Here is a 16996-nt window from a genome sequence, read left to right on the forward strand (position 1 = left end):
TTCGACATGAGAATGCCCCGCGGCGGCGCCCGGTCCGTAACATTGAGGGAAGTACGGTTCCCAGCTTGCCAAGTTCACTGAAAAGGACTATTTAGGTGCCACTCGACTCATTGCCCGTCCTGGACTTCTCCCGTTTGAGCGCGGGGCCCGCGGAGGCCTCGCGGTTTCGTGACGATCTGCGCAACGCCATGCACGAGGTCGGTTTCCTCTACCTGGCCGGGCACGGGATCCCGCAGCAGTTGACGGATGCGATGCTCGATGTCTCCCGGCGCTTCTTCGAGCTGCCCGACGAGCAGAAGCTCGCCGTCGAAAACGTCCACAGCCCGCAGTTCCGTGGATACACCCGGGTCGGCGGGGAGCTCACGGACGGAGCGGTCGACTGGCGCGAGCAGATCGATATCGGCGTTGAGCGCGCTGCCGTGGAGCCGGGGCCCGGCGTCGCTGACTACTGGCGTCTTGAGGGGCCCAACTTGTGGCCGGACGCCCTCCCCGAAATGCGCGACATTGTCCTCGAATGGAACGAGCGGCTCAGCGCAATCTCGCTGAGCCTGCTGCGGGCCCTGGCGGTGTCCCTCGGGGCGCCCGAAGACACCTTCGACGCGGCATTTGCGGAACGGGCATTTCCCCTGCTCAAGGTTGTGCGGTATCCGGGGGAGTCCGACCCGGAGCCCAAGCAGGGCGTGGGCTCCCACCGGGACGGCGGGGTCCTGACGCTGCTGCTCGTGGAGCCGGGAAAGGGTGGACTCCAGGTCGAGTACCAGGGGCAATGGATCGACGCCCCCCAGGTGCCGGGAACTTTTGTGGTCAATATCGGCGAGATGCTTGAACTGGCCACGAACGGCTACCTCAAGGCGACCCTCCACCGCGTGATTTCACCTCTGCGCGGCACTGACCGTGTATCCCTGCCGTTCTTCTACAATCCGGCGCTGGACGCAACGATGCCCCAACTCGCGGTGAGCCCGGAATTTCAGGCCAAAGCCCGCGGCCTGTCGGTTGATCCGACGAACAGCCCCATTCTTGAAACCTACGGCGACAATGCCCTGCGCTACCGGCTGCGGGCGCACCCGAACGTCGTGGCTGAGCACCACTCCGACCTGCAGAACGGCTGAGCCGGCGTCTCACGTACCGCTGCCCGAACAGTCCTATGACGCGGAAACGCCCCGGCGCTGCGCGCATCCGGGTAGCGGTGTGCAACCTGCACGTCGACGGCCCCGAAGCTCACCGTCCGGATCGAGGCTGGGCTCGATTCCAGCCGGTGGCTATCCTGATGAATATGGACGTGCTCACGGCACCCGATGCAGGCCTTTGCTGATGGGGACCTTGGACTCGGTCCAGCCGCCCTCTGCCGGCAATACGTGGCCGGACGGCCCGGTGGTTCTGGGCGTGGCATGGGAACCGTCGAAGCATCTGATCCTGACGGGAGCTGGCCTGGCAGCCCGGCTGGGCGCGCACCTGATCTGCGCTTACGTGGATCCGGCGAGTTACCTTACGGAGTGGGAACCTGACCGTTCCAGGGCTGGCGCATCGTTGGATCCGGCCTTCAACACCGAGACCGATTTCCCCTCGGACGACGTTCGGGACCTTCTCCGGACGTTCCTGGGGCCTCCGGGCGGGGAATGGTCATTCAGGGTGCTGAACGGGGCCGTTGCCCCGGCCCTCGGCCGGCTTGCGGAGAACTCGGCCGCCGCGCTGCTAATCGTGGGAGGACAACGCCCGGGCGGCTCGCGGCCATGGAGCGGATGCTGGAAGGATCGGTCAGTGCGGGTTTGACCAGCCTCCAGTCCAGGCCCGTCCTGGTCGTTCCCCATCGGGGGTCCTGACGGTCCTGGGTGCAGGCAGGGGCGCCCGGGTAGGCACAATGGAGGTGTGACTTCTCCAGCCGTTCCGCTGACCCCTGCTCCCGCGCCCTTCGACCTGGGGGTCATCGGGTCCGGTCTGGCGTTTGCGCAGTCGCTCGACGAGCTGGCCGAAGCCCTGCGGGCCGGAGGCCAATCCGCAACCGCCGTGGTGCAGGCGCCGCCAGGGACGGGCAAAACAACCCTGGTTCCGCCGCTGCTGGCCAACCTCGGGCTGGCCAGCCGTGCTGTGGCCGGCGACCGGCAGCAGCGGGAGCCCCTGCAGCGCATCATTGTCACCCAGCCGCGCCGGGTCGCCGCGCGCTCGGCCGCCCGCCGCCTCGCCGCGCTGGACGGCAGCCGGCTGGGGGACCGCGTCGGATACACGGTCCGAGGCGAACGCCAGACCGGCCCGGGGACCCTGATCGAATTTGTCACCCCGGGCATCCTGCTGAACCGCCTGCTCGCAGATCCGGGACTGGAAACCGCCGGCGCCGTCGTCCTTGACGAAGTGCACGAACGCGGCATCGAAACCGACCTGTTGCTTGGCATGCTCACCGAGGTCCGCCAGCTGCGCGGCGACCTCACCCTTGTTGCCATGTCCGCCACCCTTGACGCACCGCGCTTCGCCGCCCTCATCGGAGCGGGTGCCGACGCGGGGGACCCCGACGGCGGCGGGCCGGCGCCAGTCGTCGACTGTCCGTCCGCGCTGTACCCCCTCAAGGTGGACTGGGTCCCTGCCGCGGCGCCCCGGCTTGATGAACGGGGGGTGGCGCGCGCCTTCCTGGACCATGTGGCGGCCACCGCCGCCTCGGCGCACGCCGAGGCGGCGGCATCAGGCCGGGACGTTGACGCCCTGGTGTTCGTGCCGGGGGCCCGGGAAGTGTCCTATGTCGCAGGCCGGCTCCGCGCTCAGACCCGTGCCGAGGTCCTGGAGCTGCACGGTCAGATCGGGCCGGCTGAGCAGGACCGCGCCGTCTCCGGGCGGGAACCCGGCGGCAGCCCGCGGATCATCGTATCGACATCCCTCGCCGAATCCTCCCTGACCGTCCCCGGCGTCCGGCTGGTCATCGACTCGGGCCTGTTCCGTGAACCCCGGCGGGACGCGAGCCGCGGAATGTCCGGGCTCGTGAACGTGTCCTGCTCCCGCGCTTCCGCCGAGCAGCGCGCCGGGCGTGCGGCCCGCCAGGGGCCCGGACGGGTGGTCCGCTGCTACGACCAGAAAACTTTCGGCGCCGCACCTGCCCACCAGACACCGGAGATCGCCGTCGCGGACCTTACAGGGGCTGCGCTGGTTCTCGCCTGCTGGGGATCACCCGGCGGCCGGGGACTGGCCCTGCCGGACGCCCCGCCGCAGGCCGCGATGGACGAGGCAGTTGAGGTGCTGCGGGAACTCGGTGCGGTGGCTCCGGACGGCCTCGCCACCGATCTCGGCAAGTTGCTTGCCAGGGTTCCCGCCGATCCCCGGCTGGCCCGGGCACTGTTGGACGGGGCCGCAACCGTGGGCAGCCGCACCGCCGCGGAAGCCGTCGCCCTGGTCTCCGGGGACCAGCGCGCCCCCGGAGCCGACCTCCCGCGCCTCCTGGCCGCCCTTCGCGCGGGCAGCGATCCGGGGTCCCGGCGCTGGAAGGAGGACGTCCGCCGGATGGAGACGATCGCCCGCCAGGAGAGTCCCGGCGTCGACTCCCCTCCCTTGGCGGCGGCGGTGACCGCCGCGGACGCGGTCGGCTTCGTCGTCGCACTGGCCTTCCCTGACCGTGTCGCGCGCCGGGTTCCCGGCGAGGGGCCGGAGCGCTACCTGCTCAGCTCCGGGACCCGGGCCGGCCTTCCCGCCGGCAGCTCCCTGTCCAGGCACGAATGGCTCGCCGTTGCCGAGGTCTCCCGGGCCCAGGGGCGCGACGCGGCCGGCACCGGCGCCGTCATCCGTTCCGCTGCCCCGCTGACGGGGGACACGGCTGAGGCGGCCGCCCGGCACCTCCTGTCCGACACCGTGGAGGCCCGGTTCGGCCAGGGCCGGGTTACCGCCCGGAAGGAGCGCCGGCTGGGTGCGATCGTGCTGTCCTCCACACCCGTCCGTCCGTCCGCCGGGGAGGGCCGGGCAGCCGTGGCACGGGCCCTGGCGAAGGAAGGGCTGGGAACCATCGGATGGTCGACGGCGGCGGATGCCTTGCGCCGCCGTCTGGCCCTGCTGCGCCGCCAGCTCGGGGATCCCTGGCCGGACGTGTCAGATCAGGCGCTGCTGGCCCGGCTCGACCAGTGGCTGGCTCCGGAACTTGAGGCGCTGGCCGGCGGTGCCGCCACGAGCGGGATCGACCTGGCGGATCCGCTCCGGCGCCTGCTGCCATGGCCCGACGCCTCCCGGCTCGCTGAGCTGGTGCCGGAGCGGATTGAGGTGCCGAGCGGTTCCTGGGTGAAGATCGACTACCCCGACGTGGAGGACGACGGCGGCCGCCCGGTGGTGGCCGTCAAACTGCAGGAGTGCTTTGGCTGGGACCGGACGCCGCGCCTCGTCGGCGGCCGGGTGCCGGTTCTGTTCCATTTGCTCTCGCCCGCCAGGCGGCCCCTGGCCGTGACGGACGACCTCGCCTCGTTCTGGTCCGGGCCCTACGCGCAGGTCCGTTCCGAGATGCGGGGCCGGTACCCCCGGCACCCCTGGCCGGAGGATCCGTGGACGGCGCCGGCGACCGCCCGAACCAAGAACAGGAGCAGATAGACGGGCTGCTGTTACGTCATTGTGACGCGGCTCACGGGTGGTTGGATATCCTAGAGGTGGTCATGCAGTCGGCCGCTCATGCTTTACAGGGGATCTTTTACTATGACTAGCAAACTCGGCATCACCGTCGCTGTCGACCTCAGTTCGGAATCCGCACTGGTAGAACCGGTGGGCCAGCTCACCGTTCGGAACGTTCCAAGCCTTATCGCTGTTGCCCGCCGGGCAGGCTCTTTTGGGTACGGCCTCGACATTGTTGTGGACCTGCGGAAGCTGACTGCCGCCGACCCTGAAGCCGTGGCGATGATCCGCGATTCGGGATGGCAGGGGCGCCATCTCATCGGAGCCGGCAAAGCCGGCCGGAAGCGTGCAGCATGAGGCCGGAACTGGCCGGCGGGTACGGTTCCATCGCCCATGCCCACGGCGCGGGACTGATGTTCGATTCCTTCCGCCGCTGGCCCCTGGTGCCCTCGGCGCAGTTGGTGCGGCTCCGGTCGGCGCTGCTGCAGTGCGTCGAGTTGGCTTCCCCGGGCAACGGCAGGGATCTTTCGGAGTCTGCCGGAAAACTGCTGCGGCTCGTCACCGGTGAGCTGGAGCGCCGTAACGGCGCCGCCGGCGGACCTGCAGTTCCGCCGGAAGGATTTCGGCGCGCCCGGCGGCGGCCTCACGCATAGATGGTCGGAATGGCGGGTTCGCCGCGCTGGAGCCGGTTCACGACGTCGGGCAGTTCGGCCATGGTGTCGGTGTGCCGGCGCCGGGCCCGCGCCACGGCCTCCGGCCCGGTCCAGCCCGGCAGGAGCTCCCCGTCGCGGATGAATTGCTGCAGCAGCGGCCGGCCGTGAGGTTCGTCCGCGGGAAGATGGCCCACCCCCAGGACTTCGTGGGTGGCTGTGCCTGACGCGTCCAGCCGGCGCAGCGCATGCTTCCGTCCCCCGACGTTGATCTTGTTCTTGGAGCTCTTGGCGACCGCGGTGAACTCCCCGGCGTCGTTGGTGCGGCTGACCAGTTTGTAGACCATGCCGGCGGTGGGGGCGCCGGAACCCGTGACCAGCGCCGTACCGATGCCATATGAGTCAGCCGGCGCCGCACGGAGGGCAGCAACGGAGTATTCGTCCAGATCCGACGTGACGACGATTTTCGTATGGGTGTTGCCCAGACTGTCCAGCAGTTCACGCACCCACTTCGCTTGCGCCACCAGGTCACCGGAATCGAGCCGCACGGCCCCCAGCTTGTCCCCGGCGAGCTCGACGGCGGTCCGGACGGCCGCTTCGACGTCGTAGGTGTCCACCAGCAGGGTGGTCCCGGGTCCGAGCGCATCCAGCTGCGCCCGAAACGCGTCCCGTTCGGTGTCGTGCAGGAGGGTGAAGGAATGCGCCGCTGTGCCGACGGTCCGGAGGCCGAAGCGCCGGCCGGCCTCCAGGTTCGACGTCGCCACGAAGCCGGCGATGACGGCGGCGCGGGCAGCCGCGGCGGCGGCTTCCTCGTGCGCCCGGCGGGATCCCATCTCAAGGCAGGGCCTTCCTCCTGCAGCGCTGACCATCCGGGACGCTGCCGAGGCAATGGCGCTGTCATGGTTGAGCACGGACAGCACGAACGTCTCCAGGATGCAGGCCTCGGCGAAAGTGGATTCCACGATCAGGACGGGGGAGTAGGGGAAATAGGCCTCCCCCTCGGGATAGCCCCAGATATCGCCGGAAAACCGGAACTCCGCGAGACGCGCCAGGGTATCCGCGTTGACGACGCCGGTTCGGCCCAGGAACTCCAGCTCCGAGGGACCGAACCGGAACCCGGCAAGGCCCTCCAGCAGCCGTCCGGTTCCGGCGACAATCCCGTATCGGCGGCCCTCGGGCAGTCCGCGGGCGAACGCCTCGAAGACCGTTTTCCGCTCAGCAGCTCCGGAGTGAAGGGCCGCCTGCAGCATGGTCAGTTCATAGTTGGCGGTATACAGAGACGTCATGCGGCCGTCCCACGCCGGCGAGGTGTCCATGATTCACCCTAGTCCCCGCCCCTGGCCGGGGGTACGTTGTCCCCATGGCCAGGGAAGAAGTCACCGTTACTGTCAGCAGCCCCACGGGGAACCGGGAGCTGAGAATTTCAAGCCCCAGCCGGGTCCTGTGGCCGGAGCTCGGGCTGACCAAACTGGACCTCGCCCGCTACATGATCGAGGTCGGAGATCCTTTCCTGACGGCCAACGGCGACCGTCCCCTCACCCTTCAGCGGTTCCCTGCCACCGTCGGGGGCGAGCACTTCTTCTCCAAGAATCCGCCCAGGGGCGCCCCGGACTTTGTCCGCTCGGTGATGGTGGTCTATCCCAGCGGACGCTCACATCCCCAGCTCGTGATCGACGAGATTGCCGCCGCAGTCTGGGCGGTCCAGATGAACACGGTGGTGTTCCACCCCTGGCCCTCGCGCGCCGGCAACCCGGACAACCCCGACCAGCTCCGGATCGACCTCGACCCGCAGCCGGGCACGGGATTCGAGGACGCCGTACCCGCTGCGCTGGAACTCCGTTCCGTTCTGTCCGAGGCCGGGCTGGACTCGTTCATCAAGACCTCCGGCAACCGGGGCCTGCATGTGTTCGCCCCGATCGAACCAAGCCATGAGTTCCTCGAAGTACGGCACGCCGTCATCGCCGCCGCCCGCGAACTCGAGCGGCGGATGCCGCAGGCGGTCACCACCGCGTGGTGGAAAGAGGAACGCGGTACCCGGGTCTTCGTCGACTTCAACCAGGCCAACCGCGACCGCACCATTGCCGGGGCCTACAGCCCGCGCGCCCTGCCCGGCGCGACAGTTTCCTGCCCGATCCGCTGGGACGAGCTGGAGCACATCGACACGAAGGACTTCACCATCACCACGGTGCCGCAACGGCTCAAGGCCACGGGAGACCCCTGGGCGGACATGCATGCCAAGCCCGGCACGATCGACGTTCTGCTTGGGTGGTGGGAGCGCGACCTTGCGGCCGGGCTGGGCGAGTTGCCGTTCCCGCCGGACTACCCGAAGATGCCGGGCGAGCCAATGCGGGTGCAGCCCAGCCGGGCCCGGAACAAGGACTAGGACTGGGACCAGCACTAGGGCCGGGGTCAGACTCCCAGCAGGCGCTGGCCGTTAAACCAGCAGACCGCGCGCAACCAGTCGTCGTCGAGGCGGGGCTCCTTGTCGCGGAGGCGTTCCAGTGACTCCAGCTGATGGGCGTAGGCATACGGGATGTTCGGGAAGTCGCTGCCGAGCACAATCCTTTCCGGCATCACGGCCAGCCGTGGCAGCAACTCGGGCGGAAAGGGTGCGGCCGCCTCGAAGAATTCCGTGAAGACCATGGTCGTGTCCAGGTGGACGCGGGGATACCTCTCCGCCAGATCCAGGAACTCGCCATACTCGGGTGCCCCCAGATGGGCGACGACGGCGGTCAGCTGGGGATGACGGCGCAGCACTCCCTCAAGCTTGTCCGGGCCGGTGAAGCCGGGCCGCGGGACCGGGCCGCTTCCGACGTGCACCACGACCGGAACCCCGGACTCGGCCAGGAGGCCCCAGACCGGGTCGAGCACCGGCTCGCGCAGATCAAATCCACCCACCTGCGCGTGGATCTTGAAGACCCGTGCACCGCGTTCCAATGCCGACACCACCTGGTCCAGGACACCGTCCTCGGGGAAGAATGTGGCGCTCGGGACACAGTCCGGCTCTGCTGCAGCCAGCGCAAGGGCGAAGTCGGTGAGGTCCGCCGCCATGCCCGGGCGGTGTGCGTACGTCAGCGCGGTGAAATGCAGCAGGCCCAGCTGGCGCAGCCGGGCCAGCCTGCTTGCCTCATCCGTGCGGTAGGTGATGGGCCAGGGCCGGCCAATCAGGGGGCCGGCCTCGTCGAAGTGCGCCCACACGCGGCGCAGCATCCGGTCCGGGAGGAAATGCGTATGGATGTCGATCAGGCCCGGAAGTCCGAGCCCCGCCCACCACCGGGGGACGTCCGCGTCCCGCATCGTTTCCACCGGCTCTTCCGTTACGTTGTTCACGCCCACAGTGTGTCACGCCGGACAGCCGCCCCCGGCAGACGCGCCGCCGGGGGAGCGGGGCCCCGGCGTACTTAATTCAGGACAGGATACGTCGCCAGGATGTAGTCGGTGGCTGCCGGGCCCGCCATGCGGAGCCCGGTGCGGCCGGGGCTGATGCGGTGGGACTTCAAGGCCGCCCAAAAGCCTGAGACCGGGCGCGGTGCAGCGTCGTGCAGCAGGCACCAGCTGATGTAAAGACCGTAGAGCTGGTCCTTCCCCAGCGAGGTGGCGTCGTCCATTCCTTCGATGGTGGCTTCGGCGAGGAAGCGGTCGATGTGGGCAGGGGCAGTCGGTGAAGCGGCCATGGTCGGCTCTTTTCCGTGCTGTGCGGTGAATGCTGCCGTGCGGCTACAGCAGCGTGTATTTCGGCGCCGTGCACAAGGCGCCGAAGCGTTCCCTAGCAGAGAATGTCTACGTTGTAGATATTAGGCGTAGACTACGAGCATGGCAAGTGGCGCCGCGGTCGCGGCGCCCCGGCCCAAGGCTTGAGGAAAGTGGCAAGTAACCATGACAACCCCGCAGCAAACCGCCGGCGATGCAGCCGGCAGTGGCACCCGGAAGAACAGGCTCAGCCGCGAGGTCGTGTTGGATGCCGCCCTGAAGCTTGTCGACGACGAGGGGCTGGAGGCGTTGACCATGCGCCGGCTGGGGCAGGCCCTGCATCGGGACCCGATGGGGCTGTACCGTTACGCAGCCAACCGTGCCGCGCTGCTTGACGGTGTCACCGAGCTGGTCCTGAATGAACTGGCGATTTTCGGCGACGACCCGGACTGGCAGGCCCAGCTGCGGCGCATCGCCCACGACCTCCGGCTGCTCGCGCTGCGGCATCCCAATGTGGTTCCGCTGCTGGTGACCCGGCCGCTCTCAACCCCGCTGGGTCTCCGTCCGCTGGGCACCCTCCGGCCGCTGGAGCAAATTCTCGGTCTGCTGATCGACGCCGGGTTTACCGCCGCCGATGCCCTGCACGTCTACCGGGCCTACTACGGATTCTTATATGGCCACATCCTCAACGAACTGCAGGAGTTTGTCGTGGACCCCGATGAGAATGAGGCCCTGCTGCGTCTTGGCCTTCACCGTCTTCCGCCCAAGGAGTTCCCGCGGCTGCGCGCCCTGGCTCCCGCCCTCGCCGACTATGACGGGGCCAAGGAGCTGGACGAGGGAATAACCATCCTTTTGTCCGGGCTCTCGGCCCACCTGTCCGCGCCGCTGGTCAGGCAGGACTAAGGCAACGATGTTCATTCTCTTCGGATTCAAGACCGTGCAGCGTCCCCTGCCCGGGCGACCCGCCACTTGCCAGCGTTGCGGCCAGTTCGTTCACCACGTGCTGGAGGAACGTGCCATCAGGTTCACGATCTTCTTTATCCCGGTATTCACCACCGCACGGTCCTACCTCATCACGTGCTCGAACTGCGGAACGGTAAACACCCTGACCCGGCGGCAGAAGAACTCCCTCTCCGTCTAGCGTCGACCTTTTCGTCTAGCGCCGCCGCACGGTGCGGAGCACGCCGCGCACGGAGATTCCCACGGCACACACAAGTGGAACCAGCCCGGCAAGGACGGCCAGGCTGTTGGGCCGGAACGCCACCTTTCCGTGACGTCCCCTGCAGTACACGCCCAGCGGGAGCACAACGCCGCCTCCGCCTCCACCGGCCGCACTCTCCTGGCCGCTGTCCAAGGCGGAGCTTCCGGCGTCTGCGTTCCCGCCAGCCTTGTTCCCGCCGGCATTGTTCCCGTCCCCGGGGGTTTGACCGCCACCGAAGCCGAAGGACACCAGAGCCACCGGGACCAGTTCTTCACCGCCCACTCTCACGGCCGGACCATAGGCCATGGACACACCCACGTTTTTAAACGTCTCCGCGAGAGACGACAGAGCATCAGTCATGGCAGCGACATTAAGCGTGCGGCACGGGGGGGCGCCAGAGGCGTTGGCCCCGGGCCGCTGAGACGGAAGGGCCATCCGGCCCCTGTGCGGCGCCTGAGCATCGATTTAGATTGGAACGGAATAGTGCTCCGGAGGAAAGGCCATGATCATGACGAAAAAGACTGGGGTGGCACCACGGCTCGCTGAGGTGCTAGCCATCGTTCTTGGCACGGAGGAGATCCCGCTGCGGCTGAAGGCCTGGGACGGTTCGGAGGCCGGTCCGGCCGGCGCTCCGGTCCTCGAGTTCCGCTCCCGGCGGGCCCTGCGCCGCATGCTGTGGTCTCCCGGGCAGCTCGGCCTTAGCCGCGCCTACGTTGCCGGGGACATTGATGCCCCTGGCGACGTCTTCGCCAGCTTTGCCGCCCTGAGTTCCGCCGGCAAGTTCGCCGAGCCTGGACCGTTCCAGCCACCCACTGTCCGCGAAGTCGCGACCATCCTCAAGAACGCCGCCCTGTTGGGCGCCCTGGGTCCGAACCCGGCACCACCGCCGGAGGAAGCAAGAATCGTCCGCTCCGGCGGGCGACACACGCGGAAGCGTGACGCGGCGGCCATCTCCCACCACTACGACGTCGGCAACGACTTTTACGCCCTCGTCCTCGGCCCCTCCATGGTGTACTCCTGCGCGGTTTGGCAGGATGAAGGCACCGCACTGGAATCCGCGCAGGACGCCAAGATCGACCTGGTCTGCCGGAAGCTGGGACTGCAACCCGGCATGAGGGTGCTCGACGTCGGATGCGGCTGGGGGAGTTTCGCCCTGCACGCGGCCCAGAACTACGGAGTCGACGTCGTGGGCGTGACACTTTCGGGCGAACAGGCGGCCCTGGCGGGGAAGCGGGTGGCGGACGCCGGCCTCACGGACCGGGTGTCAATCCGCGTCGAGGACTACCGCGACGTCGTCGACGGGCCGTTTGACGCCATCAGTTCCATCGGGATGTCCGAGCACGTGGGACGCGAGCAGATGCCCGGGTACGTCGCGAAGCTGCACGGGCTGCTCCGGCCCGGCGGGCGGCTGCTCAACCACGCCATTTCCTGGAACGCCGGACCCACCGCGCCGGATCCGGACTCCTTCATCCCGCGCTACGTGTTTCCGGACGGTGAGATGCTCGGTCTGGCGGAGATGGTGGCAGCGCTAGAGTCCGGCGGACTGGAGGTGCTCGACGTGGAGGCCCTGCGGCGGCACTATGCGCTGACCCTGCGGGCATGGGTGCGGAACCTCGAGGAACACTGGGGCGAGGCCGTGCAACTGGCCGGCGAAGGGCGTGCCCGTGTCTGGCGGCTCTACATGGCCGCCAGTGCCCTGGGCTTCGAGTCCGGTCTGACCGGCGTCAACCAGATCCTGGTGCAGCGGCCCGGCGGCACCGAACCGCCGCTTCGCCGGAGCGGCTGGGTCTGAGGCGCCGAGCGTTCAGCCGGGGATGTGTGAGGCGATGAAGGCCGCAGCCGGCGACGCCAGTGACGCCCCGACCTCCTCCGCGCCGAGCTTGGTGCCCCTGACCTCGAAGGTGTGGCCGCCGCCCTCGCGCCACTCGAGCCTGGCTGCCGGGCCGACACGTGCCACCACGGCCTCCAGCAGTTCCGGTGTGGCAAACGGGTCGCGCGTGCCCTGCAGAAAGAGCATCGGCAGCTTCAACCCATAGAGGTGCTCATCACGGATCTTCTCCGGCTTGCCGGGGGGATGGAGCGGGTAGCCAAGGTAGATGAGTCCGGCCGCGGGCATCCCCTCGGCAACAGCCATCGAGGCCATACGTCCGCCGAAGGATTTGCCGCCGGCCCAGAGCGGCTCACCGGCGGACCGGTCGGCGGCCGCAGCCATCGCCGCTCGCCAGGCCGTAATGGCTGCCGGAGGCCTGTCGGGGAACTTCCGTCCGGCCTCCCGGTAGGGGAAGTTGAAGCGGAGCGTGGCGATCCCCAATTCGTTCAGGGCGCGGGTAAATCCGGCCAGGAAGGGGTGGTCCATGCCGGCCCCGGCACCGTGGGCGACCACCAGCGTGGCAGCGGGTGTTGCCGGTCGGGCGTAGACGCCGGAAACGGCGGATTCGCCCACAGCGATGGTGACGGGCAACTCGGGGATGGTCATTACTCCATCATGACGCCTGCAGAAGCCTTGGGGGACTGCGGTAACCGCGGTTGGATCGCTAGGCTGTCGTCATGAGCAATACCGAGGTGGCCCCCCAGGAGATCCTTTGCGAAACAGACGCCAGCTGCGTGGGAGTGGAAATTCTCGTGCCACGGCAGGTCCCGCTGGGCGGGCCGCGGGCCATGGACGTGAGACGGACCCTCCCGCAGCGCCAGCGGAGCCTTATCGGCGCCTGGTGCTTCCTGGACCACTACGGCCCGGACCGGGTTGGTGAATCCGGAGGCATGCACGTTCCCCGCCACCCGCACACGGGTCTGCAGACAGTCAGCTGGCTCTTCACCGGCGAGGTAGAGCACCGAGACTCGGCAGGCTTCCACGCCGTAGTGCGGCCCGGCGAGGTCAACCTGATGACCGCCGGACGAGGCATCAGCCACTCGGAATTTTCCACTCCCGGGACCGATGTCCTGCACGGCGCGCAGCTCTGGGTGGCGCTGCCGGACAGCGCGCGCCAGATGGAACCCACGTTTGAGCACTACCAACCCGAACCGCTGGCCGGACCCGGCTGGACCATGCGGGTCTTTCTGGGATCAATCGCCGGTGCCACCTCGCCGGTCACCACCCACACGCCGCTGCTCGGCGCAGAGATCCTGCTGGAAGCGGGCGGCACGCTGAGCCTGGACACCGACGCGTCCTTCGAACATGGCCTGCTGGTGGATACCGGTGACCTCACCCTGGAGGGTCACCCGGTCGCCAGGGACCACCTCGCCTACCTGCCGGTTGGGCGCACCTCCCTTACCCTGGAGGCCGGCGCCGGACCGCTGCGCGTGCTGCTGATCGGCGGTGAACCCCTGGGTGAGCAGATCGTGATGTGGTGGAATTTCGTGGGACGGAGCCACGAAGAAATCGTCACGTACCGGGCGCAATGGCAGTCGGAAATCGGCGTCGAAACCGTGCCCGTTGATGCCGGACCGGAAACCGCCGGTCGGCGGTTCGGGACGTTCCCTGCGGGGGAACCCCCGCCGCTGCCGGCGCCGGCGCTGCCCAATGCCCGGCTCCGCCCCCGTGACTGAGGCCGGTCGCTGCGGCCGTTTACGCAGCCCGTCCATGTCGCACGCCCTACGAGAAGCGAGCAGCCGTTGGCCCCCATCAGCATCCGCAACAACCCCGACCGGCTGCGCTACGAGGTGCTCGACGGCGATCTGGCCATCGGGCAGGCGGCCTACGTGGACGATGGGGAGGGCCGCCGGATTTTCTACCACACGGTTATCGATGAGGACTACGGCGGCCAGGGCCTCGCCGGCCGGCTCGCGGCCCAGGCGCTCGACGAAACGGTCGCCGCCGGCTTGATGATTGTTCCGGTGTGCCCCTACATCAAGAACTACCTCGGGAAGCACACCCAGTACGCGGACAACATCCAAAAACCCACTCCGGCGCTCCTGACAGTCCTCAACAACGCGTTGGCCCGGCGCACGCGGCGCTGAGCCGGGCCCGGCTGCCGGGCCGGGACCGCAGCGGCCCCGGGCCGCCGTCGAACCGCTGGTTTCCGGGGCTGGACAGGTGGAGAACGCGTCGTTCTCGAATTATGTGTTCCGGCACGACGCCAGGAGGGGCCCGGAGCCGAGGGAGACTTCCTGCTGTGCAGCTTCTGGCTCGTCGACAACCTGGCCGGTCAGGGCAGGATCGATGAGGCCTATGCGCTGCACGAGGCCCTCTGCGACCGCGCGAACCCGCTCGGGTTGCTGCCGGAACAAATCCATCCCGATACCGGCGAGTTCCTGGGCAACTTTCCGCAGGCGTTCAGCCACGTCGGTGTCCTCGCCAGCGGCTTGCGCTTGCTGAAAGCGAGCCGGCGGGCCGCCTCAGAAGGGTGAAGCCCGGGTCCGCCCGATGGCTGGAGCCCGGGCTTCCATCCGAGGAGGGCCGCGGTCAGCGGGTCCGGGCCGGCAATGTGCCGGCACGCGCCGCCGAAAGATGAAGCGTGCGCTTCTAGCTCATGCAGTCAGCGCAGTACGAATGGCCGGCCTTCTCGCGGGCGAGCTGCGAGCGGTGCCGGACCAGGAAGCATGAGTAGCAGGTGAACTCGTCTTCCTTCTGCGGAATGACGGTGACCGTCAGTTCCTCGCCGGACAGGTCGGCGCCCGGCAGTTCGACGCCCTCGGAGGTGTCAGCCTCGTCGAGCTCTCGGGTTACGCTGCGGGCGTCCGGCGCGTTCGCGGAGCGGAGGGCCTCCAGCGAGGCGTTGCGTGATTCCGCAACGTCGGATCGGACTTCGTCATAGTCGGTTGCCACCTGGTTAATTCTCGATTCCGTTGTTCTGGGTTTCCCGGGATTGAACGGTACAGCATCCAGCCGTTAATTGGCTGGGTGTATAGGGATTGTCTGCAGTGACACTCACAACACCGGCGCGTGGGTGCCTCCGGCCTCCGCATCTGTTCGATGATCGTCGTCCGGATTTCACCTGCCGTTCACGACGCGACCCTAGGCTGGTTGTTCAGGCACCGTCCGCCAGAAGGGATCCGTCATGGCCGATATCGCTGCAGTACTCGGAAGGCTCACGCCGGAGGAATTTGACGGCCTCCGGGCGATCGGCCCGGCAGGGCATCTGCCCAGACAGCTCACCGATGCCCTCGACCGCGCGGCCGGGGGTCCGGGCGCGGGCCGCGGCTACTACGTTCCCACCGGCAGTGTCAGCGCCACGGGTGGACCCCACTTCGTGTTGCGCAGTGACGTCTCCGGCTGGCTTTTCGGTTCCGTCTCCCAGGTGCCCCAGGCGCACGAGGACGCGTAGGAATCCGCCGGCTGCCTGGGCCGGAACGACAGAAACCCCCTCCGATGAGGGGGTTTCTGTCGTTTAAGCGGCAACTCCCCTGGAACTTGCAATATACCCCCTGGGGTATTATTGTTGTTAGTAGTCGATGGGGGAGGCCCCGCACCCTTACGAAGGAGAGCACATGCTTCTGGAACGCATTTATGATGAGGATCTTGCCCAGGCCAGCTACTTGATTGGCTGCCAGGCCAAGGGTGAGGCGGTTGTTGTGGACGGGCGCCGTGATATTGCGGTGTACCAGGCGTTGGCGGCGAAGAACGGCATGAAGATCGTTGCCGTCACCGAGACGCACATCCACGCCGACTACCTCTCCGGCACCCGCGAGCTCGCCGCGGCCACCGGTGCGAAGATTTACGTTTCCGGCGAAGGCGGACCGGACTGGCAGTACGGGTTCGAGGGGGAGCGGCTGTTCGACGGCGACACCATCACCCTGGGCAACATCAGCATCCAGGCCCTGCACACCCCCGGCCACACCCCGGAGCACCTGTCGTTCCTGGTGACCGACGGCGCGTTCAGCGACCATGCCGGCTACCTGCTTTCCGGTGACTTTGTGTTCTCCGGCGACCTGGGCCGGCCTGATCTGCTGGATGAGGCTGCCGGCGGCGTTGACACCCGCTTCGTGGGGGCCAAGCAGCTGTTCGCGAGCCTGCGGGATAAGTTCCTCACCCTGCCGGATTATGTCCAGGTCCACCCGGCCCACGGTGCCGGCAGCGCCTGCGGCAAGGCCCTGGGTGCCATCCCGTCCTCCACGGTCGGTTATGAGCGGCTCTACGCCTGGTGGGGTCCCTACCTGGCGGCCAATGATGAGCAGGGCTTCGTTGATGAACTCCTTGACGGCCAGCCGGATGCGCACGCCTACTTCGGGCGGATGAAGCGGGAAAACCGCGAGGGTCCGGCCGTGATGGGCGAACGCGCCCCGCTGCAGGAACTGGACCTCGCCTCCGTTGCCAAGGACCTGGCAGAGGACACGGTGACATTCATTGACACCCGGTCCAATGAGGAGGTCCACCAGGGCACCGTGACCGGTTCCCTGAACGTCCCGGCCGGCAAGTCCGTGGCGAGCTTCGGGGCCTGGGTTGTGAACCCGGAAACCGACAAGAACCCCCTGGTGCTGCTGGCTCCGGACCAGGACGCCGCGCAGGACATGTGGGACCACCTGGTCCGCGTCGGGATCGATAAGGTCGCCGGGTACGTCACCGGCTTCGAGGGCCTGCCTGTGAGCACCCCGAAGCTCATCCAGCCCGAAGAGCTCGGGGGCTTCGACGCCGCCATGATCTTGGATGTGCGGAACCGCACCGAGCACACCGCCGGGAACATCCCCGGTTCGCACCAGCTCAGCGGCGGCCGGGTGATGTGGAACCTTGACCAGCTCCCGGCAGAGGGCACGATCGTGAGCTACTGCCAGAGCGGGGTCCGGAACTCCGTCGCGGCCAGCGCGCTGCGCCGCGCCGGCTACGACGTCGTCGAACTCGACGGCAGCTACGCCGCCTGGGCCGCGCAGCAGCACACCCAGGAATCCGTCCCCGCCACGCTCTGACCGGGACCGGGTCCCCGGCGCTCCAAAGCAGGACGGCGGCCCTGCCCGG

General features: G+C 68.2%; 19 protein-coding genes. 13 read left to right on the plus strand and 6 right to left on the minus strand.

Features of this window, described 5'->3' with window-relative positions; all coding sequences use genetic code 11:
• Positions 1 to 95: 95 nt before the first annotated feature.
• The 4 genes from ASPU41_RS14860 (at position 96) to ASPU41_RS14880 (ending at position 5219) form a co-directional block, all read left to right on the plus strand.
• Positions 96 to 1109: an isopenicillin N synthase family dioxygenase gene (locus ASPU41_RS14860; protein ID WP_069951570.1), complete on the plus strand. Its 1014-nt coding sequence runs from the start codon at positions 96 to 98 to the stop codon at positions 1107 to 1109.
• Positions 1110 to 1866: 757 nt separating this feature from the next.
• Positions 1867 to 4548 carry an ATP-dependent helicase HrpB gene (hrpB, locus tag ASPU41_RS14870; protein WP_069951571.1) on the plus strand — a complete coding sequence of 894 codons (2682 nt, stop codon included), beginning with the start codon at positions 1867 to 1869 and terminating at the stop codon, positions 4546 to 4548.
• A gap of 102 nt (positions 4549 to 4650) precedes the next feature.
• Complete coding sequence (locus tag ASPU41_RS14875; protein ID WP_069951572.1) at positions 4651 to 4923, plus strand: hypothetical protein; 273 nt, start codon at positions 4651 to 4653, stop codon at positions 4921 to 4923.
• A complete protein-coding gene (locus ASPU41_RS14880; protein ID WP_069951573.1) occupies positions 4920 to 5219 on the plus strand; it encodes a hypothetical protein in 300 nt (99 codons plus the stop codon). The genes ASPU41_RS14875 and ASPU41_RS14880 overlap by 4 nt, the downstream gene beginning before the upstream one ends.
• On the opposite strand, the gene ASPU41_RS14885 is transcribed toward ASPU41_RS14880, so the two are convergent.
• Positions 5210 to 6532 carry a nicotinate phosphoribosyltransferase gene (locus ASPU41_RS14885; protein WP_069951574.1) on the minus strand — a complete coding sequence of 441 codons (1323 nt, stop codon included), beginning with the start codon at positions 6530 to 6532 and terminating at the stop codon, positions 5210 to 5212. The genes ASPU41_RS14880 and ASPU41_RS14885 overlap by 10 nt on opposite strands.
• A gap of 44 nt (positions 6533 to 6576) precedes the next feature.
• On the opposite strand from ASPU41_RS14885, the gene ligD reads away from it, so the two are divergent.
• Positions 6577 to 7599, plus strand: coding sequence for a non-homologous end-joining DNA ligase (gene ligD / locus ASPU41_RS14890; RefSeq protein WP_069951575.1), 1023 nt, complete (start codon positions 6577 to 6579; stop codon positions 7597 to 7599).
• Positions 7600 to 7625: 26 nt separating this feature from the next.
• Here the strand turns inward: ligD and ASPU41_RS14895 are convergent, their stop codons facing one another.
• Positions 7626 to 8546, minus strand: coding sequence for an amidohydrolase family protein (locus ASPU41_RS14895; RefSeq protein ID WP_231941091.1), 921 nt, complete (start codon positions 8544 to 8546; stop codon positions 7626 to 7628).
• A 71-nt stretch (positions 8547 to 8617) separates the two neighbouring features.
• Positions 8618 to 8890 carry a hypothetical protein gene (locus ASPU41_RS14900; protein ID WP_069951576.1) on the minus strand — a complete coding sequence of 91 codons (273 nt, stop codon included), beginning with the start codon at positions 8888 to 8890 and terminating at the stop codon, positions 8618 to 8620.
• Positions 8891 to 9092: 202 nt separating this feature from the next.
• Between ASPU41_RS14900 and ASPU41_RS14905 the strand changes: the two genes are divergently transcribed.
• Positions 9093 to 9809, plus strand: a complete 717-nt coding sequence (locus tag ASPU41_RS14905; protein ID WP_069951577.1) for a TetR/AcrR family transcriptional regulator C-terminal domain-containing protein — start codon at positions 9093 to 9095, stop codon at positions 9807 to 9809.
• A gap of 7 nt (positions 9810 to 9816) precedes the next feature.
• The gene (locus ASPU41_RS14910) at positions 9817 to 10047 is read left to right on the plus strand and encodes a zinc-ribbon domain-containing protein (protein ID WP_069951578.1); all 231 of its coding nucleotides are present in this window, start codon (positions 9817 to 9819) and stop codon (positions 10045 to 10047) included.
• 15 nt (positions 10048 to 10062) lie between these two features.
• Here the strand turns inward: ASPU41_RS14910 and ASPU41_RS14915 are convergent, their stop codons facing one another.
• Positions 10063 to 10467 carry a hypothetical protein gene (locus ASPU41_RS14915; RefSeq protein WP_069951579.1) on the minus strand — a complete coding sequence of 135 codons (405 nt, stop codon included), beginning with the start codon at positions 10465 to 10467 and terminating at the stop codon, positions 10063 to 10065.
• A 148-nt stretch (positions 10468 to 10615) separates the two neighbouring features.
• On the opposite strand from ASPU41_RS14915, the gene ASPU41_RS14920 reads away from it, so the two are divergent.
• Positions 10616 to 11899, plus strand: coding sequence for a class I SAM-dependent methyltransferase (locus tag ASPU41_RS14920; RefSeq protein ID WP_069952723.1), 1284 nt, complete (start codon positions 10616 to 10618; stop codon positions 11897 to 11899).
• 12 nt (positions 11900 to 11911) lie between these two features.
• On the opposite strand, the gene ASPU41_RS14925 is transcribed toward ASPU41_RS14920, so the two are convergent.
• The gene (locus ASPU41_RS14925; RefSeq protein ID WP_069951580.1) at positions 11912 to 12583 is read right to left on the minus strand and encodes an alpha/beta hydrolase family protein; all 672 of its coding nucleotides are present in this window, start codon (positions 12581 to 12583) and stop codon (positions 11912 to 11914) included.
• A gap of 71 nt (positions 12584 to 12654) precedes the next feature.
• Between ASPU41_RS14925 and ASPU41_RS14930 the strand changes: the two genes are divergently transcribed.
• The 3 genes from ASPU41_RS14930 to ASPU41_RS24075 all read left to right on the plus strand — a co-directional run bounded on the left by ASPU41_RS14930 (position 12655) and on the right by ASPU41_RS24075 (position 14454).
• A complete protein-coding gene (locus ASPU41_RS14930; RefSeq protein WP_069951581.1) occupies positions 12655 to 13653 on the plus strand; it encodes a pirin family protein in 999 nt (332 codons plus the stop codon).
• Between the two features lie 66 nt (positions 13654 to 13719).
• The gene (locus tag ASPU41_RS14935) at positions 13720 to 14064 is read left to right on the plus strand and encodes a GNAT family N-acetyltransferase (RefSeq protein ID WP_069951582.1); all 345 of its coding nucleotides are present in this window, start codon (positions 13720 to 13722) and stop codon (positions 14062 to 14064) included.
• A gap of 180 nt (positions 14065 to 14244) precedes the next feature.
• Positions 14245 to 14454 carry a glycoside hydrolase family 15 protein gene (locus ASPU41_RS24075; RefSeq protein WP_442856252.1) on the plus strand — a complete coding sequence of 70 codons (210 nt, stop codon included), beginning with the start codon at positions 14245 to 14247 and terminating at the stop codon, positions 14452 to 14454.
• Between the two features lie 115 nt (positions 14455 to 14569).
• On the opposite strand, the gene ASPU41_RS14945 is transcribed toward ASPU41_RS24075, so the two are convergent.
• Complete coding sequence (locus tag ASPU41_RS14945) at positions 14570 to 14872, minus strand: DUF4193 domain-containing protein (RefSeq protein ID WP_056426952.1); 303 nt, start codon at positions 14870 to 14872, stop codon at positions 14570 to 14572.
• A gap of 232 nt (positions 14873 to 15104) precedes the next feature.
• On the opposite strand from ASPU41_RS14945, the gene ASPU41_RS14950 reads away from it, so the two are divergent.
• Together ASPU41_RS14950 and ASPU41_RS14955 are read left to right on the plus strand one after the other, a co-directional pair.
• Positions 15105 to 15371 carry a hypothetical protein gene (locus tag ASPU41_RS14950; RefSeq protein WP_069951584.1) on the plus strand — a complete coding sequence of 89 codons (267 nt, stop codon included), beginning with the start codon at positions 15105 to 15107 and terminating at the stop codon, positions 15369 to 15371.
• A 163-nt stretch (positions 15372 to 15534) separates the two neighbouring features.
• Positions 15535 to 16947, plus strand: coding sequence for an MBL fold metallo-hydrolase (locus ASPU41_RS14955; protein WP_069951585.1), 1413 nt, complete (start codon positions 15535 to 15537; stop codon positions 16945 to 16947).
• Positions 16948 to 16996 lie beyond the last annotated feature (49 nt).

The organism is Arthrobacter sp. U41 (assembly GCF_001750145.1).
Lineage (GTDB): Bacteria > Actinomycetota > Actinomycetes > Actinomycetales > Micrococcaceae > Arthrobacter.